Raw genomic sequence first — 26,741 nt, 5'->3', positions numbered from 1 at the left:
AAGCACCGGCCCCGTTTCGATCACCCTCACAATGGAAGGCACGGTGACGATGATGCAGCGCCATCCGATCACACCGGTCATGCATCCGACCCTGATCCACGATTTCTACGAGCCCGGCGAGGTCGAAGCGCTGTTCGGCATCGTGCGCCGGCACGCGCCGTGGAAGCTGATCCTGGCGCACCATTTCACGTCCACCGAGGAGTACCTCGCGGTCTCCGGCGGCACCGACGTGGACCCGAGCACGGTGAACCTCTCCGACTTCATCGCACCGGTCTTCCGTGACTACCTCGCCGAAGAAGGGGTCGTCTTCTACCCGGACGTGCACGATCTCTACTTCAGCCAGAAACTCCTGGAGCCGGTGAAGGAAATGCACGGAGCGAAGTACGGCCTCGCCCTGCACATGCTGTTCAACATCGGGGTGCCGTCGCACAGCTTCGACGCCGGCCACTTCGACAGCGCCAACTGGCGAGGCTGCTCGATCGTGAACACGCCGATCTGGCTGCTCAGCGTCATGGCCAAGTCCGGGCTTTTCGATCGCTGGGCCGTCAAGACCGGGCAGATGATCACCTACTTCTACAACTCCGATCTCGACGGAGGCTTCACCTACTGGCCGGACGGCCCCGACCGGCCTCCGCAGCGCTTCAAGGCCCCCTTCGACAACACTTGCATCCTTTCGGACAACTCGAAGATGTACCACCGCAGAGAAAGCAATGGGCCCGTCCATCGGCGGGACTATCCGGAGCTCCGCCTGGAGTCGCTGCTCCACCGCGAGGACACCGGCGACTGGGTGATCCGCAACGGCGACCAGGAGATCGCACGCTACGGCGACCAGGACATGCGGACGCTCTTCCACTACACGGCACTGGTCTTCGACGAACTGTCGGACGTCCGCAAGTACCTCGACCACACCGACGACCTGACCCACGAAAAGGTCTTCGACGTCCTCACGCATGACTTGAGGCGCAGAGGCGTCAAATTCACCGAACCCGCGGACCCGATGACGGACCCGGACTTCATCGCGCTGCTGAACAAGACCTACGAGATGGCCCCCAAGGAGTACCCGGAAGAGGCCCCACTGGCCGTCCGCAGCGCGCTCTGATCACCGACTGCCGAGGACCGGGCGGTCGGCCCGGGCGTGGACAGGGCACGGGCGACGGCTGGTCACACGGGGGGCGGCTAGGCGGCCCGTGAGCAGCAACCGACCGGCCAACGACGACACGCCCCGCGTACGCGCTCCGACAAGCGGCTCCAGACGCTCGCGAGATACACACCGGATAGGCAGGGCATGAGTGGAGTCCTTCGTCAGTCCGTGACTGCGCAGTTCCAGAGCCCTCCGACTCCCGCGTCCCTCCACGGCGTTTCTCATCCGCCGAGCCGAGAGAACTCAGCGGAGAGCGTGCTGCGGGTCTCCACAGCACGCTAGTGAGTGGTGAAGCCGCCAGTGAAGCCGCCTGTTCCGGCCACGCCGGTTCCGCTGGGCCAGTACGGGTCGGGACGCGCCGGCTCGGACGGCGGGCTGCACGGCATCGGCCGCCCGCCACGCTTGGCGGCGTCCCGAAGCCTCGTGCGCTCGTCGTCGTACGGGCTGAGCCCCGCGACGTGGCCGCGGAGGTGCCGTCCGTCGGGGTCGGCGGCGTCGTACCGATCCCACTGGCCGGTCCGGTACAGGAAGAGTGCCAGGTCGCGGGGATCGTTGGGCACAGGCACCAGGCCGCTCTCGGCGACAACCCGGACGGCGACGTCGACGCCGTCCACAGCCATCGCGCAGAGTCGGTTGCCGACGTCGCCGGGACCGATCGCTCGGAGGGCGGCGAGAGCGTGCTCGCGGGCGTCATGGGGGATGGAGTCGTCGTGTGCGGTGGCGGGGTGCGGATGTGCGTCCTGCTCCAGCATCCGGACGAGCCCGTCGAAGCCCGGGTCACTGTCCTCCCGGGCGATGTAGTCCCGCAGGCGGTGTCCGTCCGGATCGGCGGCCGCGAGTCGCTCCCATTGCCGGGTGAGCATCAGGAACAGCGGCACCAGGTCCGGGTCGGCGGGGAGGTAGCCGGCGTCGGTCACGGCCGCGACGGCGTCGTTGTCGGCGTCCTCCATCGCGGCCTCACACAGGATCTCCCGTGCCCGGCCGTCGTCGAGGGCTCGCAGGGCCCGGCGGCAGGCCGCGTCGGCGGGTGTGCCGGGCCGTTCCTCCGTCACCGTCAGCATCTCGTGGATCAGCCAGCCCGGCGGGAAGTCGGCGAGGAGGTCCAAGCGGCCGCGCAACGCCGCGAGCACCGCCGAGTAGGAGGTGCCGTCGCTCGACTCGGCGCCGGGCGGCCGAGGGACATGTGGATTGCTGAGCAGCAGGGACAGCAGCGGCGTAGGTGTGCCGTCCTCGCTCCACAGCTCCGGTCGCTGCCCGAGGATCAGCTCGCCGCGGAAGGTCCAGCGGTTCACCCAGAAGTCGAACGCCTGGGAGAAGACGTTCTCCAGCGCGTCCAGGACGTGTGGTTCGTCGGTCTCGGCCACGATGGCGGCGCACCGGTCGCGAAGGGCGGGGTCGTCCGCGCGGAGGGCCAGGTCGGGCAGCAGTTCGGCCTCTGCTGCCGTGCCGAGGCCCAAGGCGGTGACAAGTCGGATCCGCGGGACGCGGGGGCAGTCGGGGTCGGCACCGAAGAGGAAACGCTCGGCTGCCTCCGGAAGGTGTATCCGGTCCCTGGCTCGGGAATCTGACTGCCACACGCCGGTTCCCGAGACTCGCGATACGTCCGCGGAACCGTCCGCCACCTTCGTCCATTCAGAGAGGTGGTGGTCGGTGCCGTGAGGGCCGAATGGGGCGGTGATTCGCTCCCTGATCAGCCACCAGATGACCTTCCGGCGCTCGGGCTCGCCGTCCCAGAGCGCCTCGATCCGCGCCGCCGCTCTCCGCCTGGCTCCGGGGTCGCGAGCGGAGAACGCCACGGCGAGCAGCGCGTCCGGGTCGGCCCCGGTGTCCCAGGGCGATGGTGCGGCGGACGCCGGGCGCAGGAATGGCAGGGCCAATCGCCCCAGTGGCCGATGGGCCTTGAGTGCCAGTGTGCGTGCCAATCCCATGCTTCGATGATGCCCGGGGAAGTGAAAGAAGACGAGAAGTTAAAGACCCACCGCGTGATCTACTCGTAGTCTGCACTGCCGTTCACGGGCCTCGGTGTCCCAGATCCGTTAGCCGCCTGGCGCTCCCCGAGCACTTACCGTCTCCTATTCATTGACCGCCTCTGGGCCCTCGGAAGGACGGCGGAGGCGGGCCCGCTCATCGGCCGTCCGGCCGGGACCTGCTGGACGAGGGGACACGGTAGGGCGATCCCCGACAGGTTGTGGCACAGCAGCGCGCCCACTTCCCACTCGTACTCGGCGTCGCGACGCCTCATGCCGTTCTGCCATCGCGGTCACGATCTGCCGCGAGGACCTGCACGAACCGGTGCGCCTTGCGCAGCGTCTCCCGCTCCGCCCGGTCACGCGGTAGAACCTACTGGAAGCCTCCCAGGAAAGGTCGGCGCATGGAGCCGCTGAAGCCCGACGATCCGCGCAGCATCGGCACCTATCAGCTCAAGGCTCGTCTCGGCGCCGGCGGCATGGGCCAGGTCTATTACGCCCACTCGCGGGGAGGACGGCCGGTCGCCGTGAAACTCATCCGCTCCGATCTGGCCGCCGATCCGGGCTTCCGGCGGCGGTTCGCCGCGGAGGTCGAAGCCACTCGCCGCGTCGGCGGATTCTTCACCGCCCATGTGGTGGACGCCGACCCGGACGCGGACCCGCCCTGGGTCGTCACCGCCTACATCGCGGGGCCGTCGCTGGGAGCGGTGGTCGCGGATAAGGGGCCATTGCCCGCCGAGGCGGTCCTCGCCCTCGGAGCCGGGCTCGCCGAAGGGCTGGCCGCGGTGCACCGGGAGAACCTGGTACACCGCGACCTCAAACCGGCCAACATCCTGCTCGCCGATGACGGGCCGCGCATCATCGACTTCGGCATCGCCCGGGCGCTGGAGGGCACGACGCTGACGGAAAAGGGCGCGATCATCGGCACCCCTGCCTTCATGTCCCCCGAACAGGCAATGGGCCACGTCGTCGAGGCACCCAGCGACATCTTCCCTCTCGGATCGGTTCTCGCCTTCGCCGCGACCGGTCATCCGCCTTTCGGAACCGGGCCGCACGCCGCGATCCTTTACCGCATCATCCACGAAGATCCGGACTTGGCGCACGTCCCCGCCCCCCTTCTGCCACTCATCCAGCAGTGCCTGGCCAAGGACCCCGCCGGACGCCCGCCCCTCGGCGCACTGCTCGACCTCCTGGACACCACGACCCGATCAAACGGTCCAGTCCGAGCCGCCCCACCGGCAGACACCACCCCTCTCCGCTCGCACGTGCAGAACGAGGTCGCTTCCACACGGAAGACCTCCGGCTCGCCGACGGCTCGAATGCTGCCGGCCGTCTCCTTCCAGCCGCCGCCCGCGAACTACCCCAAAGAAGTCGCCATCGGCACGGCGGCGACTATCGTCCCGCCGCTGATCACCTGGTACTTATGGGGTCTCCCGGCCGGCTTCTTCACTTTTCTACTCACCGGCTTTTTCTGTCTCCTCGCCTTCGTTGGACTGGTCTGGGGCGCCCGAATGGAACTCGTCATCACCTCGGACGGCATCGAAACCGTGCTGCACAGGAGAGGGCGGGAGGACATGGTCGAGATCTATCCCTGGGATTCGATCCAGCGGCTCACCGCTAAGAATCCGCCCGATCGAACCGGCTTTTTCCTCACGGTGTGGAGCGGAGGCGGCGCCGGGGAACCTCAGGAAGGGAAGGTGCTGTGTCGGCTTGATGGGCCTGGCATGCCCCGCGACAAGATCTACGAGGCGATCGCCGGCCATAACCCGTCCGTTGTGGACCCGAAAGATTGGTGAAGCGAACGGTGGCCCGGCCGGCACCGGAACCGCCTCGTGTACCAGTACGCCCACAACACCAGGTAGCGGTCGGCGGTTGAGTGGGGTCGCAGGTCTCGGGTCGCTGGCGGAGGTGGGTGCCGTCGAGTTCGGCCAGCGCCGGCACGAAACACCCCGGCGCGCCCTGCCGAAGCGCGGGCGGCCGACTGCGATGACGCGCTGTGGGGGGGCGAACTGCCCCGACCCGTGCCCGCACGGGCCGCCGGGCCCGCCGCGTCCGCTGGCGCCGTCGAGTGGCATATGGATCGGCCGCCTTGGCCGCCGTCCGGTGACGAGGAGGACGTCAGGGTGGTGGACCGCTGCCTCCGCCATGACTGACCCAGGCGGCGAGTTCAGGCGGGGGCGTGGCCGCGGGCGTGCAGGGCGTCCTTCTTGGCGCGGTTGCCGCACGTGTTCATGGAACACCAGCGGCGCGTCCCGGGGCGGGAGGTGTCCAGGAACAGGGCCCCGCAACGCTCGCCGGCACAGGCACGGACGCGGTCGAGGGCAGTTGAGGTGACCAGGTCGAGGGCGTCGCGGGCCAGGACGGCGAGCATCGCGGCGGCGGGTTCGGCGGCGTGGTGGCGCAGCCGTCCGGAGGGGGCGAGCGCGGGGACGGGGACGGGCCGGGCGGCGGCGGCGTTGACCAGGTCGCGGGACGCGGGGTCGCAGGCGGCGGGGCCGCCGTCGAGGGCGGCGGTGACGAGCCGGTGGATCGCCTCGCGCAGGGCGCGGGCGGCGAGCAGGTCGGCCGCGTCGGCGCGCCCGCCGTCCCGGCCGGCGCCGGGGACCGTCCCGTCGGAGGGCGTGTCGTAGGGACCGAACTGGCGGATCCAGGCGTCCAGGGCGGCGGGGTCGACGAGTTCCTCGACCGCGCCGGGCGCGCCGCGGTGGCGCAGGGTGCGGATGAAGTCCAGGCAGAGCCGTCCGGCGCCCTGGCGGAACGGGGCGGGCGGGGCGGAGGCGGTCATGGCGTCGAGGATAGCCGTGAACCGGTTTAACTGGTACCGTCCTGAACCGTTATAACCGGTTCTCCAGTGAGGTGCATCCGTGCCCCCGACTCCCCCCGGCGGCCTCTCCCCCGCCCCGCCGTCCGTTTCCTCCGCCGCGTCCGGTGAGGCGGTCCTCGGGCGGCGGCTGACCTGGTTCCTCGCGCTGACGTGCGGGGTGACGGTCGCCAACATCTACTTCCCGCAGGCGCTGATCCCGCTGATCGCCGCGAGCCTGCGCGTGTCCGAGAGCACTGCGGCGCTGGCGGCGACGTCCGCGCAACTGGGGTACGCGGCGGGAATGTTCCTGCTGGTGCCGCTCGGGGACCGGATGCCGCACCGGCGGCTGATCGCGACGCTGACGGCGCTGACCGGTGCGGGGCTGCTGGCGGCGGGACTGGCACCGGACGCGCCGGTCCTGATCGCGGCGGGCGCGCTTGTCGGCGCGACGACGTCGGTCCCGCAGATCATCCTGCCGATGGCGGCGGGGTTGGCCGGTGAGCGGCGGCGCGGCGCGGTGACCGGCACGCTGCTGAGCGGGCTGATCGGCGGGATCCTGCTGGCGCGCGCGTTCGGCGGGGTGGCCGGCGCGCAGCTGGGATGGCGCGCCCCCTACCTGATCGCGGCGGTCGTGGCGCTGCTGCTGGCGCCGGTGCTGGCGGTCGTTCTGCCGGTGACGGCGCCGGCCTCGCGGGAGCGGTATCCGCGGCTGCTCGGCGAGGCGGTGCGGCTGCTGCGCGAGGAGCCGGATCTGCGGCGGTCCTGCCTGTACCAGGCGGCGATGTTCGGCGGGTTCAGTGCGGCGTGGACGGCGGTGGCGCTGCTGATCAGCGGTCCCCGCTATGGGCTGGGCGCGCAGGCGGTGGGGCTGGTGGCGCTGGTGGGCGCGGCGAGCATGGTCTGCACGCCGGTGGTGGGGCGCCGCGTGGACCGGGCGGGCCCCGACGCGGTCACCCCGGTGTGCGCGCTGGCGGCGCTCGCCGCAGCGGCGGTGCTGGCGGGCGGATCGGCGGGCGGCGCCGTGGGGATGGCCGCGCTGGTGGCGGGGATGCTGCTGCTGGACGCGGCGGTGCAGTCGGGGCAGGTCGCCAACCAGTCGCGGATCTTCGCGCTGCGGCCGGAGGCCCGCGCGCGCCTCAACACCGCCTACATGACGTGCTCGTTCCTGGGCGGCAGCGCGGGGTCGTGGCTAGGGGTGCGCGCCTACGAGCGGTTCGGGTGGGCGGGGGTGTGCGGTCTGGTGGCGGCGCTGGCCGCGCTGGTGCTGGCCCGGCACGTCCTGCGCCGCCCCTCCCCCTCCCCGGCGTCCGCCGCGGTCCAGCCCGGTTCGACTTCCGCAGCGGGCAGGACGGTCAGCGGCGCGGTGGAGGAGCGGGCTCCCTCGCGGGGGCCGTTGCGACGTCGCCGGTGACGGGCGCGTTCCGGCGGACGGCGCCGTGCGGGCCGCGGGCTTCGTGACGGTCACGTCGACCATCAGGACGATGTCGTCGACATCGCGGCGTCGGTGACGTGCCAGGCGTCCAGGGTCCGTGTGGTGAGCACGTCCAGCATCGCGGACGGGGCCGGGCACGGCTCCGATCGACTCGGTCAGATCACCGAGGGCGCGGGCCGGCGGTAGCTGGCGGCGGCACTCATGATGCTCGTCGCGATGCCTCCGGCGCTGGTCATCGAGACGCTCACCGGCGCCGCCGTCCTGGCCATCCTGCCCCGGACCGGGCGAGGCAGGTGATCCGGCCTCGCAGGGGTTCCTTGCGGGCCTCCCCCACGTCGGCGGTCAGGCTCGGCCTCAGGGTGGCTGATGGCCCCTCAAACGGTGCGCCAACTTCGGGTGATGATCGGCGGCTGAACAGGGAGTATTCGGCGCAGGCGTGAAATGGTGTTCGGCGGGTCGGCGGACTCCCCGGGGTGGGGGCGGCGGGATCGTTGGGCGGCTGGGGGCCTGGGAATGGGTGGTGCGGGCGAGCGCGGTATGGGGTGGCTGGCACTGGAGGCCTTCGATCCGGCGCCGGTCGCGGTCGCGTTGACGATCGGGCCGGACCACCGCCTGGTGTACACCAACCTGGCGTTTCGGGCGTTCGTCGGGGACCGTCGGCTCGGCGAGCCGATCGGACGGGCATTCGGTGCCGCGGCCAAGCAGGACTACGGCGAGCTGTTCGACCGTGTGCTGGCCACCGGTGAACCGGTCAGCCTGGTCGAGGCGCCGGTGAAGCCCGCCGATGCGGACGCCGGCGATGCCGAGCGGTACTTCTCCTTCACTCTCTCGCGGTTCACGCACGAGCGGCCCGGTGTCCTGGTAGTGGCCGCCGACGTGACCGAGCAGGTCGCTGCGGTCCGGCGGGCGGATCGGGCGACCGAGGAGCACAGACGCTCGCTGCGCCGGTTCGAGAGCATGGTCTGGATCAACGCGCAGGTCGTATGGGTGACCGATACCGCCGGGAAGGTGATCGAATCGAGCGGGGGCTGGGAGCGGATCACCGGGCAGAGCCGACAGGAGTTCCTCGGCGACGGCTGGACCCAGGCGCTGCACCCCGACGACCGTGAGCCGACGCTGCGGTCATGGGACCGGACGCGCCGGGCGGTCCGCCCGTGGCGCCATGTCTACCGAGTCCGCACCCGCGACGGCGAGTACCGGCACTTCGACGTCCGGGCCGCGCCGGTGGTCGAGGACGGCACCGTGGTCGAATGGATCGGCACCTGCTTCGACATCGAACTGGAGTGGCAGGCGCGGCAGCGCCGCGAACTGCTCGACCGCGCCGCCGCGGCCGCCGCGGAGCGGCCCGCACTGACCGAAATGTTCGCCGCGCTCGCCGAGGTGCTGGTTCCCGCGCTCGCCGACGGCTGCGGCGTGCACCTGCTCCCCGACCTCGGCGACCGGCCCGCCGGCGCCCCGATCGTCGTCCAGCGTGTCGCCACCGCCGCGAGCAGCGGTATGCCACGACGACCGCCCGGCGGCGAAGAGCGGTTCGCCGCGGGCAGCGGATTCGCGCGTGCGCTGGAGCGCCGCCGCCCGCTGCAGCGCACCTTTCCACCAGGCCGGCCACCGGCCGACCTGCTTCCCAGCAGCACCACCGAATGGCTGACCCAGACCGGCGCCACCAGCGTCGTGCTGATGCCGGTCGTCGTCGACGGCGCCGTGGCCGCCGCGGTCACCGCCGCCCGGCGCCGTGGCCGCGGACCGATGAGCCGCGACGACATCGCCCTTATGCGGCAGGTCTTCGAGCACACCCACGACGCGCTCAGCGGCGCTGTGCGGCTCCACCGCACCCAGCAGGTCGCGCTGGCCCTGCAACACGGCCTGCTCGCCGAACCCCCCGAGCACACCGAACTGCAGATCGTCGCCCGATACATGGCCAGCCCCACGGCCGCCGAGGTGGGAGGCGACTGGCACGACTCCTTCGTGCTTCCCGACGGCGCGACCGTCGTGGCCATCGGCGACGTCGCCGGACACGATCTGGCCGCCGCCGTCGAAATGAGCCAGCTCCGCAACATGCTGCGGGTCCTCACGGCCGATCGGCTCGCCCCGCCCGGCGAGATCCTGCGCCGCCTGAACAACGCGATGGAAACGGTGGCGCCCGAGGCGACGGCGACCTGCGTCCTGGCCCGCGTCGAGCAGCCGGCCCCCGGCCAGTGGCAGTTCAACTACGCCGTGGCCGGGCACCCGCCGCCGCTCCTGGTCACCCCCGCAGGCGACGGCCGGTTCCTGCAGGAAGCCGCCAATCCCCTGCTGGGCTTCCCCTTCGACCAGACCTACCGCAGCTCGACCGAACCGCTCCCGCCCGGCTCCACCCTGCTGCTGTACACCGACGGCCTGGTCGAACACCCCGGCGAGCACCTGGACACCGGCCTGAACCGGCTGCGCCACCACGCCTGCGCACTCGCCCGCCAGCCCGTGGAGGACCTATGCGACGGCCTGCTGGACGACCTGCCCACCACCGGCACCGACGACATCGCCATGATCGCCGTCCGAACACCCGACAGCTGACCACCGGGACGCCCCCGGCCCCTCTGATCCTCGGGCCCTGCCCGGAGAACGGCCGCCTGCCGACCCCACCTGGTCAGGCTGGGCCATCCCGGCGCCGGCTCCGCAGTCGCTGACGGCCACGCCCACCAGCACTCCAATCGAGCTTCTGGTCATGACTCCGCTTCACTGCGGCGCCCTGCCGGTGCCCGAGCGCGTTGCCGACGGCGATTCAGTTCGCCGCGAACCCGCCAGGCCAGAAGGTGCCCCAAAGGGTCATGCCAGGCGCGGGTGCGGGCCGCACACGCCGCCCTGCCGACGGGCTACCAGAACCGCCACCCCAACGACTGGATCGACATCCCCGCCGCCGATCCGTACCTGCCCGGCAGCCTGGCCTGGCTTCTACCCCAAGCCAACTGCCAAGAGGACCTGGCGCCGCTGCTCACCCGGCTGAGCCGGATGCACCCGCGCATCATCACCGCAGGTCCCGCGCTCACCAGCCCCGGCCCCACGCTCCCCGCCCTTTCGCCCCAGCCAGGCCCCCGGCCAGCCCATGGGGCATCCCGATCTCGACCTCGCCACCTGGGCCGTCACCCTGCCCCGGTGCAGGCCCATGGCTAAAGCCGCCCCCCGGCGCACCCATCCCCGCAGACCACCCGCTCGAACTCATCATCACCGGCCACAAGGGTCCGGTGTTCGCGTCCAGCCCGAACGGTACTCCCACTCTGACCAGCAGTGACGACAGCATGGACCGGTGTGGTCCGCTGCGAACGGACGCGAGCTGCCAACCTGACGCAGTGATCGGCGGGGGCCGAATGCCGAAACCGACCGACCCCGGGATCAGCCGCCGAGCTTCACGGGCTTGGCGCCTGCGCCCCGGCGCCGATGGTGGTCCGCCGGGCCGCCACATCGTGCCGGACAGGGCGTCCGCCGAACCTTGAAGGCGGCCATCGGGGCTGGGACACTGGACCGAACCGGTCACCGACCATCATCGAGGTCGTTCGATGGCCACTCGAAACCCTCGCCACGGTGGAACGTCGCTCGACGGGCTGATCCCGGCGATCGTGTCGCTCGTCGCCCTGGTGATCTCCATCTGGTCCGAGATCCTGATCTTCACGAACTCCGCCGGTGACGACATCCACAAACGCGTTTACACCGGGATAATCTACGGCTTCTTCGGCCTGGGCGGACTCGTCGGCTTGGTCAACGCGTTGCTCGGCTCGCCGACTCAGAGTGTCGGCCAGGCCCCGCCCGACGACGGCAAAGAGATCGGCTTCGACCCGGGTGACGTCCACGACATGGACTGACCCGCCCCTGGCGGGACGTGCCCCGCCCCTACGGCTCCTCGCAGGCGGTTTACTCGCTGTTCCGCTGTTGGCAACGCGACGGCCCCCCGGGGGGGCGAACATCGTGGCCCGGCTGCAAGCACAGGCCGATGTCGCCGGGCTGATCGGTCAGCAGGTCGGGTGGACTCCACCGTCATGCGCACCCCATCAGCACGCGGCCGGGGCCCGCCGCCACGGCGAGAAACACGCCGAACCACCGGCGGGACCGGCAGCGGGGCGACGCACCCCAGTTCGATGCGGTCACGGCCGGGGTCTGGGTCGCCCGCATGGGCGGCGGGCACCCGCGCACCAGGGCCCGAACAGGTGCGAAGGGAAAAGGCGTACTCCTCCAAGGCGATCCGGGCTCACCTGCGGCCGGGCATCGCGGCCACGCCCCCCGAACCGGCCGACCAGGCCAACCACCGGATGCGCGGCGACCCGCGATGGCCGGCCCGCCCAAGTTCGATCCGGTCGACTACCGCGAGCGCCACGCCGTGGAGTGCGGCATCAGCCAGCTCGAACCCCATGGCGCAGTCGCCACCAAGTTCGACCAGTTCGCCGTCAACTACTCGGTCACACTCCACATTGCTGCCATCAACGAGTGGCTATGATCAACTTTGAAACACCCCAGGTTTCGCACCAGCCCGCAGGCTCGCCGGATCCGCGGGCGGCGACCTGAAGCTGAGGGAAAGAGCGGCCTTCGTGGTCACTCTCCCACTCGGCTGGCCGCTCGGCGAAGATCTTCCGACGCCGCTCCGCTCGGGCTCTCGCGCCTCCGGAGCCGGGACGCGGGTCGCATTGAACCTGGCCACAGCGCCGTCGGGATCACACCCCGGCACATCCGCGAGTGCGCGCGCCCTGACGAGCGCCCCTCGAACCTCTCGCCACACGTTCGGTTAGAGGTCGTGACAAATGGTGAAGACCACCCCGACGTCCTCGACTCGGTCCACGGGGGGTGAGGCATGGCGTCGACCAGCACTCAGAGCACGACCATCGCGCTGCCGGGCGCTGCGGGGCGCCTTGCCGCAGCGTGGCCGGACCTCGTAATTCCGGGGGTGGTCACGCTCTGTATGTGCATGTGGCGGATCGGCGTGCCCTCTTACTGGCGTGACGAGTCGGTCAGCGTGGTCGTCGGGCACAGCGGGCTCGGCGCGATAGCGAGCTTCACCTCCCGCATCGATGCGGTCCACGGCCTGTACTACCTGCTGATGCACCTCGTGACCGGGCTGGGGACGAGCGAGGTGATCACTCGGACGCCTTCGGCGGTGGCCTCCGCCCTGGCCGCTCTGGGCATCGCCGCCATCGGCAGGCGGCTGTACTCGCCCAAGGCCGGTCTCTACGGCGGCCTGCTGTACGGCCTGCTGCCGATCACCAGCCGGTACGGTCAGGAGGCCCGCCAGTATGCGCTGGTCAGCGCGGGCGCCGTCCTGGCCGCGTACTTCCTGCTTCGGGCGCTGGAGGATTCGCATCCCCAGATCAGGTGGTACGCCGCGTACGCCGGGACAATGGGGTTGCTGGGATGGCTTCATCTCTACGCGCTATTCCTCCTGCCCGCGCACGCCGTGACCGCCGGCCTGTGGAGGCATCCGCAGTGGCGGCGTCGCCACCGCGCGAGTTGGGGGTTGGCCGCCTTGGCGGCGATGGCCCTGGTGTCACCGCTCGCAGTGATCGCACACGGTCAAGAGGCCGCCCAGGTGTCCTGGTTGCAGCGCCCCGGACCCAGAGCGCTCTACGACCTCGGCCTGTGGGTCACCGGTGACGGACGTGTGCTGCTGCTCGCGCTGGTGGTGGCCGTCCTGCTGGGGACTGCGCTGCTGCTCGCCCGCGACCACCGCAATGCCGCCGCGCTGACCGTCCCGTGGCTGTGCGTACCGTTCACCTTGGCGTGGAGTGTGTCGCAGGTCCATCCCGTCTACCACCCTCGCTACATCCTCTACTCCGTCTGCGCCCTGGCACTACTAGGCGGGATAGCGCTGGACACCGCGGCCGTGCGGCTGTCTGCCGGCCGGCCATGGTTGGCCGCGGCGTCCGCAGTCACCGTCCTGGTGGTTCTGGCGTTGGCGACGCTCCCCGCCCAACTCGCCGAGCGTGGGCCGCGGAGCCGTCCGGACGACCTCCGCTCCCTGGCCGCCACCTTGCGGCAGCGCTCGCACCCGGGGGATGCGGTCCTGTACCTGCCCGCGGACCGGCGGGCCTTCGCGACCGCCTACGCCAGCGCCTTCGCCCGGTTGAACGCGACGGCCCTGCAGGACCACGAGACGAACCTCCAGCCCGGCTCCTTCCGGTCCGCTCTGGCAACCGAGTCCCGGGTCTGGCTCGTCCAGATACCCCCGCACGACCACCGGTACCGCAGCGCCGCGTCTCCGCGCGATCTCGCGATCCTCAAGAACGACAAAGGTTTCCGGGCGACCGGCTCAAGGTGGTTCGGGAGCATCAAGCTCACCCTGTACGTCCGTCGCACGGCCGGAAGCTGACTTCCGCGTCCGGTGGGGCGAACTCCTCGGGCCGCCGTGGGACGCCCAGGAGCGGCGTATGGGCGATGGGGCACCCGTCCTCGCTGACGACCGGTTCCAACCGGAACCCATGCCGTTCGTACTAGTCGATGAGTTCGAGCAGGCAGGCGGCGTCGTCGCCCGTTATGGGCTCGACACGCAGACGCAGGTCGAGGCGCAGCCGGTCGGACATCGCGGCGATGTCGGAGAGCGCGGCCTGGGCGAAGCGTTGGCCACGGTGATCCGGCGCCCCGCCCCCGTAGCTGCCCTGAGCCCCAAGGTGGAGTCGTCAGCGCAGGTCACGCCATTTGCACCGGGGCCGAGGCCCGCCCCCGCCGGAGTGCCTGTCGGAGAACCCGAGGCGATCTTGATGCGCCATCCTGTGGGCGACAGTCGGGGCGTGAACGCGACTCGGGCATGTTTGTCACCGTGCGAGGTAATGGCGTGCGGCGGTGTCGGGGCTGATGTCCAGCAAGGCGGCGAGTTCATGCCAGGCGGCGCCGGCGGTCCGCGCCGGCAGTGGTAGCGCGGCGTCGGTCGTGGCCGGCGAGCACCGCCGACGCGTAGTGGATCAAGGCTCAGTGGCGGGTGTGACCGGTGCGCTCTCCGCTCCGGCAGCCGGCGCCGCCGATGTAGTACGCGTTGAGATAGTTCGGACCTGCGCCCGGTAGCTGGGTGCGGCCGGGGCTGACACAGAGGTGATAGTCATTCGCACTACCGCCCCCTCTGACGTCGACGTGTATCCGCACCGTCGTCGGGCCGCAGTGGTTGTACGCCGCGAACTCGGACGCGCGGACGCTGTAGCGGAAGAACCCGCAGGGAGGAGCGGCGAACGCGTCCGCACCCGCCTGACGCACATCCGGGCCGCGCCCGAACTCGGCGTGAGCCGGACTCGAGAAGGCCGTCATGGTCAGGGCAGCACCTGACGCTGCCGCCAAGGCGGCTCGCACTGGGCGAGGAGAGAGCTTCATGAACACTCCTTGAGGTTCGGGCCATGACGATTGAGACCAGGTGATCTGCCCTGCCTGAAACAACGACGCCTCTCGTGCACTGCGCCGACCGCGCAAGTGTAACTCTCTGTCGACATGCTGTGCCTGTAAGTAACTGGATCGGATAGTGGGTTGGGTTCGGTCGGATATAGCCGCGACCTGCGGTTGACGCGCCGGGCGCCGGGTGGGACCCGGACGCGGGACGGGATCCGGGCGCCGGCGACGGCCCGGGCGGCGAGGAGGCCGGGCATCGAATCCGGCTCTCTCAGGCTCGTCTTGCTTTCTCGGCGGCGTTTTCCTCCACTTCGGCCCGATTGCGTGGCGTGGGTTCACCTGAGGTGGGCTAGCCGGGGCGGGTGTTGGTCAGTACGGCCACGATGACCGTCATCGTTGGCAGGGGTCCCGGCTGCCCAGGAGCAGGCGACGGCGTTGCCGTGGACCGTGGCCTGGGCGAGGGCCGACGGCGTGTCCGGATGGGCGGCGAGGTAGGCCGAAGCGGCGCCTGCGGCGATGGTGTTCGACGGCGCCGTGCCGATCGAGCCGCCGTTCTGTTGCGCGGTGTTGACAAGGGCGGAGACGATGCCGGAGTCTCCCGATGCAGCTCATCATGGGTAGACCCGGTGCTAGAACCCCGACAGGCGCTACGTCCACCCTGGGCCGGAAGCCATCGCCGGTCGCCTCGCGCCTCCCGCCGCAAACACTGACCCCCTGCCGAACTTTCTCTCCACGGTCAAACGCTCCCTACGGAGTCGGTGACCAACGTCTAACCACCCGGAGCCGCCGATGGCCGCCCAACCGCTTCCCCCGAGCGCACGAAGTCCGAGCCTGATCCACAGGACAACCAGCAATGACGGACGGCTGCGGCAACCGCCTTCCGGCCGGGCGGGTGTCGGCCCGGCCGCGGTGTCAGCGGTCGTCGGCGTGGCCGGTGCGTAGGCGCTTGCCCGAGCTTGCCGACAGCGCTCTGGGGACTGTTTCGCGGAAAAGCAGGCGCAGGGGTGCTTGTAGGAGACGATCTGGCAGGTGACGTGCGCGGTGATCGGCGTACAGAGTCCCCACAGCGGATCCCACCACTTGCCCTGCGGCCGAGCCTGCGGCTGAGTGGAGATTCACCCAGGCGAGGCATCGGGTCTCTTTGTTGGTGACGACGACTTGCCGGAACTCAGCCCGCCGCTCCGCTCCCGACGTGGGCCGCGGCGTCGACGTCCGGCAAAGCCGCACGCCGAAAAGGGCTACGACCATGCCGAACTGCGCAGGTCAGCTTAGTCCCACGGATCGCTCGCCGCGGTGTCGAGCGCACGGTGTCGTAGCTGGACGGCTTCCGCCGCCTGCACCGTCGCTACGAACGCGAACACTTCCTGGCCTTCGCCGGGATTGCCGCTGCCCTCGTCTGCCACCACCGACTCATCAAATGGGACGGCGTTTAGCAGCAAACCTCGAAAGCCAGGTCCCGGGACGTGGCTGGGCGGCTACGCCTATGACATCGGACGCGACTCTTCGGTGACGCTCAGGGGCGGTGGCAGTGTGGGCCCGGTGCGCGTTCGTCGGTCGTCGCCGCCGGCACCCGGCGTCTCGGCCACCCGCAACGCCTCGCTTCGCTGCGCCCAAGCCCGACCACGCGTGCTCCAACAGCGGCGCCCTCAACACCGTCCTCAAGGGACAGTGGAACTTCAAGGGCTGGGTGACCTCCGACTACACCGCCTCGAAGGCCACCAGCGACCTGCTGGCGGGCATGGACCAGGAGTTCATCACCGCCAACCTGGCCCCGGCCAAGCTCAAACCTCTGGTCGACCCCGCATCGGCCGCCTACGACAAGACCTACGCCACCGCACTGGACGCCGCGGTCGCCCGGATCCTCTACCAGTACCAGCGCTTCGGCCTGCTGGACGACTCCGGCTACCCCAGGTCCGCCAAGACCCACGTCAAGCCGATCCGCAAGGCCCCGGCCAAGGTCGACAAGAGCGCCGGCATCGCCACCGGCCGCGAACTCGCCGAGGAGGCGGCGGTCCTGCTCAAGAACGACGACGTCCTGCCGCTGAGCGGCAAGGGAGGCGTCGCGCTGATCGGACCCACGGCCGACCTGCTGCCCTCCAGCCCGGGAGGTGAGCGCTCGCGAGGGTTCGGCGACCGCAACGGCATCAGCCCCTACGACGCCGTCCGCGCGAAGACCGGCTCCCGCGCCGTCCTGACCCCAGGGCTCGACCGCGTCGGGACGACCGTCCCGGCCACCGCCCTCACCACGCCGGAAGGCGCCCCGGGCCTGGCCCGCACCGAGAAGAACGCCTCCGGAACGGTCATCGGGACCAAGGTCGACGCCGCGCTGAACGGCGATCAGACCGACCTGACCCGCGGCAACACCTACACCTGGGACGGCTACATCGACGTCGCCGCGGCCGACACCTACAACCTGTGGCTGCAGCGCCCGATCGGCACCTCCTCGGGCAACCCGTCCGCCTACAACAAGGGGATCAACCCCGGCCTCGCCCAAGGACCCGGCACGGGAGAGACCGGAACGCTGTCCCTGTCGGTCGACGGCAGCACCCGCACGCTGACCCAGCCGTCGACCATCCTGCCCAACACCTACCCGAACGGCCCGACCGTCAACGGCCAGTACCTCGGGCTCACCAACGCCGGCGCCAAACCGCAACTCGAGCCGGGCAAGCACCGGATCACCTTCACCTACACCTCCGCCGCCGACACCGCGGCGAACCCCACCCTGCGGTTCGCCTGGTCGCCCGTCCAGGCCGGGATCAAGGCGGCCGCCACCGCCGCCGCCAAGGCCCCGACCGCCGTGGTGTTCGTCGACGACGCCAACACCACCACGACCGCCGGCGACGTCGGCACCCTCGGCGCCGACCAGGACGGCCTCGTCCGCGCCGTCGCCGCCGCCAACCCCAACACGGTCGTCGTGCTCAGCACCGGCGGACCGGTGCGGATGCCCTGGCTGAACTCGGTGAAGGGCGTGCTGGAGATGTGGTACCCGGGGCAGGAGGGCGGCACCGCGACCGCCGACCTCCTCTTCGGCACGGCCAACCCCGGTGGCCGCCTGCCCATCACCTTCCCGAACTCCACGACGCCCTTCACCGGCCACCCGGAACGATCCGTCGGCCAGGACGGCAAGATCACCTGGTCGGAGGGGCTGCAGTCCGGCTACCGCTGGTACACCAGCCAGAACGTCGCGCCGCTCTACCCCTTCGGCTACGGGCTCTCCTACACCACGTTCGCCTACTCGGGCCTGCGGACCACCGCCGCCCGCGACGGCGGCCTGGACGTGCGGCTCACCGTCCGCAACACCGGACACCGCGCCGGAGCGGCCGTGCCGCAGGTGTACCTCGGCCCCTCCCCCGACCTGCCCTCCTCCATCCAGCAGGTCAAGCGGAAGCTGGCCGGGTTCGACCGGATCATCCTGCCGCCCGGCGCCTCCCGGACCGTCACCCTGCACATCACGGCCCGCGACCTGTCCTCCTGGTCCACTGCCAAGCAGAACTGGGTCCGCGGCACCGGTGACCGCACCGTCCAGGCCGGCTCCTCGTCCACCGACCTGCCCCTCACCACCACCGTCCGGATCCCCTGACCACTGACCGCGCTTCGCTGCTCTTGAAGACCACATGCGTGAGTGGCCGCGGGTCCCGTCAGGGCCCCGCGGCTGCCGCCATGCACCAAGCAGCCGCAGATGTCATGCAGGTCACCGAGAGAATCGACGCCGCCCGACCACCCCACACGCCGGGGCGATCATTTGTTTGATCGTGACCCATTCGAGGGCGATTCTTTCCTTTTGAGTGGTGTAGCCGGACTCGAGCGACGGGTACGAGGCGAGAGTCCTTGGGGGTGGTGATCTTGAACACGCCGATGAGCTCCGGCGATGAGCGGGTTCTGGTCGCGGCAGCCAGGTTGTTCTCAATGTTGGGCTATGACGCGACGACCCTGAGCATGGTGAAAGAAGCAGCCGGGCACCGCGCGGAAGATTCGATTCTCCTGAAAGCAGGAAAAGGGGAGCTCTATCACTCGGTCCTCCGCCGCCTTCACGCCATGGAGATGGAGCGTCTGGAGCTCGCCGTGAAGGCCGGCGATGGCGGTGTCGCAGGGCTGCACAGTCTGGTCGATGCCTTCTTTGACTTCGTCGTAGAACATCCAGAATTCGCCTCTATGTGGTGGCAGAGGGGACTCAAGGACGCGGCGGAGCTTCCCTTTTCCCCCGAAGAAGAGTTCCCACCTCCCTTGATGACCTTCATGACGCCGAACTCTTGGCCGAGGATCACCGGCTCCCTGGATCTCAAGTTCCTCGCCTGGTGCGTCATGTGGGCCGTGAGCGGCTTCGTCAACAGCGGTTTTCCGGATGAGAGCGGGCGTCGCGTGTATCCGGATCACGAGTCCGCCGTTGATCTTTTCAGGGTCCGGTTGCACGAACTTGTTGATCGTTGTGTCTGACGCGGAGAAAAGGCGCCGCGCGGTAGCGGCAATCGAGGGAGATATCGCCAGTCGCTCGTGTGTCGTCCAGGCGCGCTCGGCTGGCGCGACTTCACTGGCGTCAGTCAGGGGTGGGAGGGCTTCGGGCAGGCGTCGGGCATCGGCTCGTTGGGGACGAACCTCTTCCACGACTTGGCGGGCAGCGGACCGAATCTCGCGCAGATGCTGCGGATGGGGTCGACGTGGAGAGCGAGGTCCCAGAACCGCACCGTGTGGTCATCGCTAGAGCTGGCGAGCGTCCTCGCGTCCGGGCTGATCGCCAGCGCGTCGATCCGGCCGGTGTGGCCGGTGAGCGGAGCGCCGAGCCGGTGGATGGTCCGCGGGTCCCAGAGCCGGATCGCGTTGTCGGGGTCGGCCCCGGCGCTGGCCAGGAGCCGCCCGTCCGGGCTGAAGGCCAGTGTTCGCACGCCCCCGTCGGAGGCGCGGACCGGCGCGGCGACCGGGCGGCGGGTGCGCAGGTTCCAGAACTGCAGGGTGCCGTCGGCCGCGCCGATGACGAGGAGCCGGCCGTCCGGGCTGAACACGGCCGTGTCGGCCCTGCTGCGCGTCCCGGCCGTCAGGGTGCCCGTGGGACGACCGGTGCGCGGATCCCAGAGCCGGACGGTGCCGTTGCCCTCGGTGCTGACGAGCAGCCGCCCGTCCGGGCTGAGACCGCCCCATGTCGGAGGGTACTTGTAGTCGCGTGGAGGCACCCCGAGCAGGTATTTCGGCGGGTCGACGCTCCACACCCTTGTCTGCCAGCCGTTCGCGACGCCCAGGAACCGGCTGTCGGGGCTGAAGGTCAGCTGGGTGACCGTGTCCTCCGCACCGTCCCATGCGCGGATCCGGCGGCCGGTCCTGCGGTCCCACAGGATCGTCCTACTGTCGTAGTCGCCGCTGGCGACCTTGGCGCCGTCCGGGCTGACGGCCACGGCGGTGACCATGACCTTGTGGCCGGTCAGCGGTTTTCCGGCACGGTAGCCGGTCCGGCCGTCCCACAGGTTCACGCTGCCGTCGGCGGCCCCGGTGACGAGAGTCCTGCCGTCGGCAGCGAAGGCCAGCCCGCCGACGACGGCGCGGTAGCCGGTGAGCGTCGTGTCCGGCGAGCGCCGGGGCAGGGCGTCCAGGAACCGGATCGTCGTGTCGACGCCGCCGGTCGCCAGCCGCCGGCCGTCCGGGCTGAACGCCACCGCCTGGACGAGACCCGGGTAGTAGGACTCGGTGTACCGGTCACCGGTGTGACCGGTCTGCGAAGTTCCGGTGATGCGCCCGGTGTCCGGGTCCCACATGCACACCGTGCCGTTGCCGTCCGCGGTGGCGAGGCGGCGGCCGTCCGGGCTGAACGCGACCCCGGTCACCTCGGCGGCATGGCCTGTGAGCGGGCTTCCGGTCGCGCGGCCGGTCCCCGGGTCCCAGAGCCGGACGACGCCGTCATAGCCCGCGGTGGCCAGCCGGCGGCCGTCCGGGCTGAACGCGACCGAGGTGATGGCGGAACCGTGCTTGACTCTTCGGAGGAAGCGACCGGTTCCGGTGTCCCACAGCACTGCCGTTCCGTTGTTCGAGCCGGCCGCGACCATTCGGCCGTCCGGGCTGAAGGCCACCGAGCTCAGCCCCTCGGGGAAGCTGTAGGCGAGGAGGCCCCGGGAGCGGGCCGCGGGGTCCCGCAACGGTGCGCCGACGACACGGCCGGTCTTGGGGTCCCAGAGCTCGACCATGCCGTCCTGGCTCGCGGTGGCCACGCGCCGGCCGTCGGGGCTGAAGGCCACTCCGGTGACCCATGCGCCGGCCCGGGCCGCCGGCCGGCCGGTCGAGCGGCCGGTCTCCGGATCCCAGAACCGGACCGCGTTCCCCGCTCCTCCGGTGGCGACGACCCGGCCGTCCGGGCTGAACGCGACCCCGTAGATCTGGCCGCCGTCGCTCATCGGGCGGCCGACGGGGTCGCCGGTCACCGGGTCCCACAGCCGCAGTGTCGTGTCGGTGCCCGCGCTGGCGAGCAGCCGGCCGTCCGGGCTGAACGCCAGTGCGTGCACCGGTCCGGTGTGGCCGACCAGGGTCGTGCGCTGCTGGCCGAGGAGGGACGTGATGGCCCTGCCGGCCTCGGGCGTGGGGGCCACGCGCCAGGCGGCGGCCGCGAGTTGCCGCGCCACGACGGGCTCGGCGGCGAGGCTTTGGGCGGCGAGCTGGCGGGACAAGGCGATGGAGTGCTGGCGTTCGGCGTTGCGGGAGTTCCGGCCGGCCACGCCGGCCGCTCCGATGGCGGTGGCGGCGAGGACTACGAGGCCGACGGCGGTGCCGCGGCGCAGCCGGGTCGCCCACCGGGCCGCGCGGCCGCTCCTCGCGAGGAACTCCGCGGCGACGGCGGGCAGCGGCGGATAGCGCTCCTGGTCCTCGGCCCATCGGGACGCCGCCTGCCGGGCCGTCGCCAACTGGAGTCCGCGATACAGGTACGACCCGTTCTCCTCATGGTCGCGCCAGACTCCGGCGTCGTCGAGGAGTTGGCCGCGCAGGGCGTGATCGGTGATGTCCGTGTCCAGCCAATGGCGCAGCCGCGGCCACGCGCGCAGCAGGGCGTCATGGGAGATCTGGACGTTCTCGCTGTCGACGACGATGAGCCGCCGGCGGGCGAAGACCTCCAGAATCCGGTCGATGTCGGCGCCGTCCGATCCGCCGTGCGCGCTCCGGAGGACGGTTCGCGCCAGGGTGCGGCGGCTCAGGCGGCCGTCGGAGGAGACGGCGGTCAGGTTCTGGAACACCTGGCGGGCGAGCGTCCGCTGCTCGCGGGTGAGCTCGGCGAAGGCGGTCTCGGCGCTGGTGGCCACGGCCTGGGACACGCCGCCCGTGCGGGCATGGCCGCGGCTGGTGAGCCGATCGCCCTCGCGGTTCTCCCAGATCGTGAGCATGGTCTGCGAGAGCAGCGGCAGGACGCCCGGGCCGAGGCGCCCCGCGGGCGTGCTCAGTTCGCCGAGGATGGTGTCGACCAGCCCGGCCTCGATGCTCAGACCGGCGGCGTCGGCGGGGCCGTTGATGGCGTGCCGCAGTTCGGCGGCCGACATCGGGCCGACGACGAAAGGACCGGCCTGGATCGCGGCGGCGAGCCGGGGGTCTTCGGAGCATCGGTCGATGAAGTCGCCTCGCACCGCGATCACGACCACGGCGGCGGGGACGCCACCGGAGCGCGCCGGCGCGGTCGCGGCTGTGTGCAGGGCCGTGATGAACGCCGCCCGCTCCGCCTCGGCCCGCTCGCGTCCGCCGTCCCCGGCGTCGAGGCGGAAGAGTTCCTCGAACTGGTCGATGATCAGGATGAGCCTGCCGTCGGCCGCCGCGGAACCGGGCAGGCCGCGGCGGAGCGCGTCGGCCTCGACGGCCTGGCCGACCAGCAGGTGGGACTGGTCGGGATGGTCGGCGAGGCTGCGCAGCACCGCGGGAGCGCCGAGACCCGCCAGTCCGGCCAGGGCGGTGGCGAGCCTCGCCAGTGGGGAGCCGGCCGGCCCGTCGACGACACGCTGGGGCCAGTCGCGGGCCGCCTCCGAGAGTTCGCCCTTGCTGATCGCCGGAAGCAGTCCCGCGCGCAGCAGGGACGACTTGCCCGCGCCGGACGCGCCGGTCACCACCAGCGGCCCAGCACCGACCGGCCGCCGCGCCAGGGCGCTGACGAGCCGGGTGGTGAGCATTTCCCGCCCGTAGAAGATCGGGGCGTCGCTCTGGTGAAAGGGCAGCAGCCCCCGGTAAGGGGCGCCGCCGCTCCACCCGGGCCAGGTGGGAGCGGGGTCGTCTCCCGTGCGGGTGCGCTGCTCGATCACCTCGACCAGCCCCATCAGCCGCCGGGTGTCGACGGCCTGCCGGTATCCGAGGTCCACCGCAGCCTGCAGTTCGACGCTCTGCTGGTCGAGGCCCTCCCGGATCGTCCCCAACTGGACGCGCAGGTCGCCCAGCAGGAAGGCGAACTCGGTGAACTCCTCCCCCAGCGCGGCCAGCCCGGCGGCCAGCCGCCCCTGGAGTTCGTGGTCCCCGGTGCGGATCGCGGCCTCGATCGCGGCACCGACCACGCCGACCTCGCGCAGCACCCGGGCGAGATCGCCCCGGAGTTCCTCCGCCCTCTCCCCCCCTCGATCACCTGGCATGTCGCTCTCCTAGGTCTCGACTGCTCCAGGCAACCCAGCTTCAGCAGCGAGGACCTGCCGGGCGGCTTCGGCATTTCGGATGGCGCTGCTGTCTGAGGTCCCGAAGAACCCGGCCAGACGGAGCGGGCCGCGAGAGCCGCAGGACCAGACCTCCTCCAGCATGCAGTTTTCACCTCGACATCTACCGCAACCTACGCCGCCGACCACCCCAGGAGCTGCGCCACATTCGAACCAGTGACCTCTTCGGTGTGAACACGACCGATCATGCCTCGGCTATACGGTTTTTCGGCATCGCCGCAGGTCAGACACGGTCCTTTAGCTCGACACAGCGCACCTCAAGGAAGATCAAGTACTTTGCGATCTCCCGCTATTAGCACCTCGGGCCCTGGCGATAGAAATTGTGCTCAGCAACCCCTCGGATCGAAACGTTGGGGGCTGTCGAGAAGACTCTATGCGCCACCCGAAGATGAAGCGGCTTCTTAACTGGCGAGAGTGCTTGCATATCTGCTTGCGCTTCTGCTTGTTGGACAACAAGCCACTTTCTTTACGTTGTAGATTCCGGCCGCCACTCTTCGCAGCGTGCCCGTCCCATACGACCTTTAAGACGGCGATCGCCAGCAGGAAGGTGGAGAGGTGAAACAACGGTCTTCCAAACGGACGGTCGCGGGTTCGAATTCTGCCGGGCGCACCGCCCCTGAACAGGGTGAACATGTACTTACAACGCAAGATCCATGGCCGGAATGTCCCTGTGTTAGCTCATGTTCGCTCGGATGTCTCCACCGTGTCGCTGGCAACCCCGCCAGCCGAGGACGGTCAACCACCGAACGTTCCCTGGACACTCCCCCAGCCCCGGTCACCGACCTGGACCGCCCTTTAAGAGGCGTCGTGTGGTCCGGCTTGGCGGGACTGGTCGTTCCGAGACTACCGGGCTACGGTACCGGGACGATGTGGGCATATGTCTGCGGAGAGGTTGATCTTTGGTGCGTTGAAGTTGGTTGGGGTGGTGCAGCGGGAGGGCTTCACCATGCCGGCCTTCGACCCGGAGACCGGTCGGCCGACGGGGTCGGTCGGTGCCCATGAAGTCGCGGCCGAGTTGATCGAGTGGCTGGATCTAAGGTGGGGGCAAGGGGCCGTCTAGCACGCGGTCGACGGCGCGCCTGGCGTCGACGATGCCGTGGCCGTAGACGGGATTCGGCCATTGCCAGCCGGGGTCCGGCACATTGTGGCTTGCCGTTTCCTCGATGATCTGCTTTACCTGGCGGGGCGTCAGGTTGATGTTGCAGGAGTAGAGCAGGGCGGCGACACCGCTGACGAAGGCGGCGGCAGGCGACGTTCCGTCGACCTCGGCATACTGCGGTGAGCCGAAAGTCGCGTACAGGTTCAGCGTCTTTATGTGCGATCCCGGCGCGCTGACGCTCATGTGATTGCCTGTGTTCTGCTTGAACCATTGATAGCCCGGCTGGGTCATCGCGCCGACGGCGATGACGCCGTCATAGGCGGCGGGATAACGCGGCGCGTTGCTCGCGTCATTTCCCATTGCGGCCACGACGGTGGTTTTCGCCTGCAGGGCGTAGTTCACCGCGTCCCTGAGATGCTTCAGGTCACCGATAAGGCTGTTCAGGCTCACATTCGCCACATGGGACCACTCGCCGGCCCACTGGATCGCCTTCGCCATCTCGTCGGTGTTGCATCCGGCGCCGGGCTGGCCACCAGGAGTGTTCGTTCGGCACACGCACCGGGCCGTGAGGATCTTCCCGGCCCAGGTCACCCCAGCGATGCCGACACCGTTGTCGGTCACCGCGCCGATGATCCCCGCCATCATCGTCCCGTGCCCGTTCTCGTCCTGGGGGTCGTCGTCGGGTGAGGTGAAATCTCCGGTGGGCACCTCACCGGGCTTCACGGTCGGGTTCTCGCAGAAGTCCCATCCCTTGCCCAGCCGGGGCGCGAGATCGGGGTGGTTCTTGTCGGTGCCGGTGTCGACGACCGTGATCTTCACGGTGTCGGAGCCCTTCTGACGATCCCAGGCGAGTGGAGCGTTGATGCGATCCAGTCCCCACTGGTCGCCGAACTGAGGATCGTTCGGGTTGACTTCCAGTTGGCCGAGGCCGACCGGCTCCACATTGGAAACGCCCGGGACCGCACCGAGCGCGGTCATCACCGCGTCCAGGTCGGTGTCTTCGGTAAGCCGGATCACGTAGGTCGCGTGCATGGCGTCCAGGAGCTCGGGGTCCACGTCATACGGCTCGATCTCTCCGTAGAGCCTGGTGATCGACTGCACTGGCAGGAAGGTCAGGACGGCATCGATGATCTCGACACCGAAACCGGTGAACGTCCCTCCCTCGACGGTGTCCGAAATCAGGGGCGAGACATAGGCATTCAAGTCTTGCGTCAACTCCACCACGATTTTTCCGGGCGCATAACCTTCAGCGGGCATGGTCCTCTCCTAAGGATCGGATGGGTGCGCGGGGTTCGACAGAGGGATGGCACCGTCTCCGGTCATCATGGGCAGGGTGGTGCCGTCGGGTGCCACGACGGCGAGCAGCCAGTGCGCGGCGGGTACCCGCGCGTCGAGGCCGTCCAGTCGCAGTTCCGGTCCCGGGCCGGTGACGGTCGCGAGGGGCCGGCCGGGCGCGGTCGCGGTCAGCGTCCAAGGCCTGGCGCGCGGGTGCACGGTGGGAACCGGCACGATGAGGGCGGCCGTGCCGTCGCCGTTGTCGGCGAAGCCGGGCCTGATCGTCACGGTGGGCCGTGGCGCGATCACGGTGAGCGTCGCCGACGGCGCGCTCCACGTGCTCGGTTGCGCGGCCGCTGCCGGGGACCAGGTGGGACGCACGACGCCGAAGTCCGGTGTCGCGGATGGGTTCCACGCCGGCTCGTCGGGCCAGGCCACCTCGCACACGTACGACAACGGGGTCCATGCCGGTGTCGCCTCGGACAACGCGTCGTCGAAGACGGCGGTCCACCGCCAGCCCGCGGCGCGATCGGCCCGATGGTCAGGGCGAAGGCCGATGGTCGTGAGGACCGGCCATGCCGACGGGTCGCCCCCCGCGGCGGATCTGCGGATGCGGGCGCGTAGCTCGGTGCCCTTGGTGCCGCTCCGGCGGATGATCGGCGCGGGTGGTGCGTCGCCGGCCGGGCGAGTTCCGGGGTAGCTGACGGATACGGTCAGCGACACGGTGGCGTCGTCGTCGGAATGGCGAGTGAGCGTCGGCGCGGGGGGCGTGTCACCGAGCGGGACGGCGACCACGAAAGCCCCGCACGCCTTCGGTGGCGCTTCGAGGCCGGTGGCGGTCGTCGCCACCAGCTGCATCGCCTGCACGGACTCAAGGCGACCGGGCAGCCGGCATCGCACCCGGAGGTCACCTCCCTGGGCTGTCACGGACGCGCCCGCCAGCTGTGCCATATGCGCCCGCGTCGCCGCGGCGTCGACGATGGTGCGCAGCCGGGCCGCCCGCGACCAGCGAGGCTCGTCGCGGGCGGGCGGCGAGGAGAGCAGTTG

Annotated in this window: 15 protein-coding genes and 1 pseudogene; 10 read left to right on the top strand and 6 right to left on the bottom strand. The window is 70.3% G+C overall.

The features are described 5' to 3' along the window. The first annotated feature begins 79 nt into the window (after positions 1–79). Positions 80–1,099 (top strand): hypothetical protein, encoded by a 1,020-nt coding sequence (locus tag ABZ914_RS13785; RefSeq protein ID WP_500193287.1) that lies wholly within the window; start codon positions 80–82, stop codon positions 1,097–1,099. Positions 1,100–1,419: 320 nt separating this feature from the next. On the opposite strand, the gene ABZ914_RS13780 is transcribed toward ABZ914_RS13785, so the two are convergent. Then, positions 1,420–2,598 (bottom strand): hypothetical protein, encoded by a 1,179-nt coding sequence (locus ABZ914_RS13780; RefSeq protein ID WP_500193286.1) that lies wholly within the window; start codon positions 2,596–2,598, stop codon positions 1,420–1,422. A gap of 914 nt (positions 2,599–3,512) precedes the next feature. On the opposite strand from ABZ914_RS13780, the gene ABZ914_RS13775 reads away from it, so the two are divergent. Further along, entirely contained in the window at positions 3,513–4,904 is a 1,392-nt protein-coding gene (locus ABZ914_RS13775) for a serine/threonine-protein kinase (protein WP_500193285.1), read from the top strand. Between the two features lie 371 nt (positions 4,905–5,275). On the opposite strand, the gene ABZ914_RS13770 is transcribed toward ABZ914_RS13775, so the two are convergent. Further along, on the bottom strand, positions 5,276–5,893 hold the full coding sequence (locus tag ABZ914_RS13770) for a CGNR zinc finger domain-containing protein (protein WP_500193284.1): 618 nt from the start codon (positions 5,891–5,893) through the stop codon (positions 5,276–5,278). A gap of 79 nt (positions 5,894–5,972) precedes the next feature. Here ABZ914_RS13770 and ABZ914_RS13765 point away from each other — a divergent pair, with 79 nt between their 5' ends. From ABZ914_RS13765 to ABZ914_RS13745, 5 genes are all read left to right on the top strand, one after another. Beyond that, positions 5,973–7,322 (top strand): MFS transporter, encoded by a 1,350-nt coding sequence (locus ABZ914_RS13765; protein WP_500193283.1) that lies wholly within the window; start codon positions 5,973–5,975, stop codon positions 7,320–7,322. Positions 7,323–7,880: 558 nt separating this feature from the next. Next, the gene (locus ABZ914_RS13760) at positions 7,881–9,893 is read left to right on the top strand and encodes a SpoIIE family protein phosphatase (RefSeq protein ID WP_500193281.1); all 2,013 of its coding nucleotides are present in this window, start codon (positions 7,881–7,883) and stop codon (positions 9,891–9,893) included. A 980-nt stretch (positions 9,894–10,873) separates the two neighbouring features. After that, positions 10,874–11,176, top strand: coding sequence for a hypothetical protein (locus ABZ914_RS13755; RefSeq protein WP_500193280.1), 303 nt, complete (start codon positions 10,874–10,876; stop codon positions 11,174–11,176). Positions 11,177–11,637: 461 nt separating this feature from the next. Then, positions 11,638–11,805, top strand: a complete 168-nt coding sequence (locus ABZ914_RS13750; RefSeq protein ID WP_500193279.1) for a hypothetical protein — start codon at positions 11,638–11,640, stop codon at positions 11,803–11,805. 351 nt (positions 11,806–12,156) lie between these two features. Beyond that, positions 12,157–13,668 carry a glycosyltransferase family 39 protein gene (locus tag ABZ914_RS13745; RefSeq protein WP_500193278.1) on the top strand — a complete coding sequence of 504 codons (1,512 nt, stop codon included), beginning with the start codon at positions 12,157–12,159 and terminating at the stop codon, positions 13,666–13,668. 596 nt (positions 13,669–14,264) lie between these two features. Here the strand turns inward: ABZ914_RS13745 and ABZ914_RS13740 are convergent. Further along, on the bottom strand, positions 14,265–14,594 hold the full coding sequence (locus ABZ914_RS13740; RefSeq protein WP_500193292.1) for a DUF6355 family natural product biosynthesis protein: 330 nt from the start codon (positions 14,592–14,594) through the stop codon (positions 14,265–14,267). Positions 14,595–15,857: 1,263 nt separating this feature from the next. Between ABZ914_RS13740 and ABZ914_RS13735 the strand changes: the two are divergent. The 3 genes and pseudogenes from ABZ914_RS13735 to ABZ914_RS13725 all read left to right on the top strand — a co-directional run. After that, positions 15,858–16,102 (top strand): annotated as a pseudogene (locus ABZ914_RS13735) (IS5/IS1182 family transposase); the annotation flags it as partial. 254 nt (positions 16,103–16,356) lie between these two features. Continuing rightward, positions 16,357–18,249: a glycoside hydrolase family 3 C-terminal domain-containing protein gene (locus ABZ914_RS13730; protein WP_500193277.1), complete on the top strand. Its 1,893-nt coding sequence runs from the start codon at positions 16,357–16,359 to the stop codon at positions 18,247–18,249. Positions 18,250–18,503: 254 nt separating this feature from the next. Beyond that, entirely contained in the window at positions 18,504–19,103 is a 600-nt protein-coding gene (locus tag ABZ914_RS13725; protein WP_500193276.1) for a TetR/AcrR family transcriptional regulator, read from the top strand. 104 nt (positions 19,104–19,207) lie between these two features. Here ABZ914_RS13725 and ABZ914_RS13720 read toward each other — a convergent pair whose 3' ends face one another. From ABZ914_RS13720 to ABZ914_RS13710, 3 genes are all read right to left on the bottom strand, one after another. Then, positions 19,208–23,242 carry an NACHT and WD repeat domain-containing protein gene (locus tag ABZ914_RS13720; protein WP_500193275.1) on the bottom strand — a complete coding sequence of 1,345 codons (4,035 nt, stop codon included), beginning with the start codon at positions 23,240–23,242 and terminating at the stop codon, positions 19,208–19,210. A gap of 1,111 nt (positions 23,243–24,353) precedes the next feature. Continuing rightward, complete coding sequence (locus ABZ914_RS13715; protein WP_500193274.1) at positions 24,354–25,676, bottom strand: S8 family serine peptidase; 1,323 nt, start codon at positions 25,674–25,676, stop codon at positions 24,354–24,356. A gap of 9 nt (positions 25,677–25,685) precedes the next feature. After that, positions 25,686–26,741 (bottom strand): hypothetical protein (locus ABZ914_RS13710; protein WP_500193273.1); only part of this gene is annotated, 1,056 nt, incomplete at its 5' end.

Origin of the sequence: Spirillospora sp. NPDC046719, from assembly GCF_040645715.1 — a bacterium.
Classification (GTDB): Bacteria; Actinomycetota; Actinomycetes; order Streptosporangiales; family Streptosporangiaceae; genus Spirillospora.
Note: the sequence above shows the minus strand (reverse complement) of the source record. Positions and strands in the feature narration are given on the sequence as shown.

Bases quoted from the DNA above. Each gene is read 5' to 3' on its own strand.
- ABZ914_RS13785 (WP_500193287.1), top strand. From the start codon at position 80: ATGCATCCGACCCTGATCCACGATTTCTACGAGCCCGGCGAGGTCGAA.
- ABZ914_RS13775 (WP_500193285.1), top strand. From the start codon at position 3,513: ATGGAGCCGCTGAAGCCCGACGATCCGCGCAGCATCGGCACCTATCAG.
- ABZ914_RS13770 (WP_500193284.1), bottom strand. From the start codon at position 5,893: ATGACCGCCTCCGCCCCGCCCGCCCCGTTCCGCCAGGGCGCCGGACGG.
- ABZ914_RS13760 (WP_500193281.1), top strand. From the start codon at position 7,881: ATGGGGTGGCTGGCACTGGAGGCCTTCGATCCGGCGCCGGTCGCGGTC.
- ABZ914_RS13755 (WP_500193280.1), top strand. From the start codon at position 10,874: ATGGCCACTCGAAACCCTCGCCACGGTGGAACGTCGCTCGACGGGCTG.
- ABZ914_RS13750 (WP_500193279.1), top strand. From the start codon at position 11,638: ATGGCCGGCCCGCCCAAGTTCGATCCGGTCGACTACCGCGAGCGCCAC.
- ABZ914_RS13745 (WP_500193278.1), top strand. From the start codon at position 12,157: ATGGCGTCGACCAGCACTCAGAGCACGACCATCGCGCTGCCGGGCGCT.
- ABZ914_RS13740 (WP_500193292.1), bottom strand. From the start codon at position 14,594: ATGACGGCCTTCTCGAGTCCGGCTCACGCCGAGTTCGGGCGCGGCCCG.
- ABZ914_RS13720 (WP_500193275.1), bottom strand. From the start codon at position 23,242: ATGCCAGGTGATCGAGGGGGGGAGAGGGCGGAGGAACTCCGGGGCGAT.
- ABZ914_RS13715 (WP_500193274.1), bottom strand. From the start codon at position 25,676: ATGCCCGCTGAAGGTTATGCGCCCGGAAAAATCGTGGTGGAGTTGACG.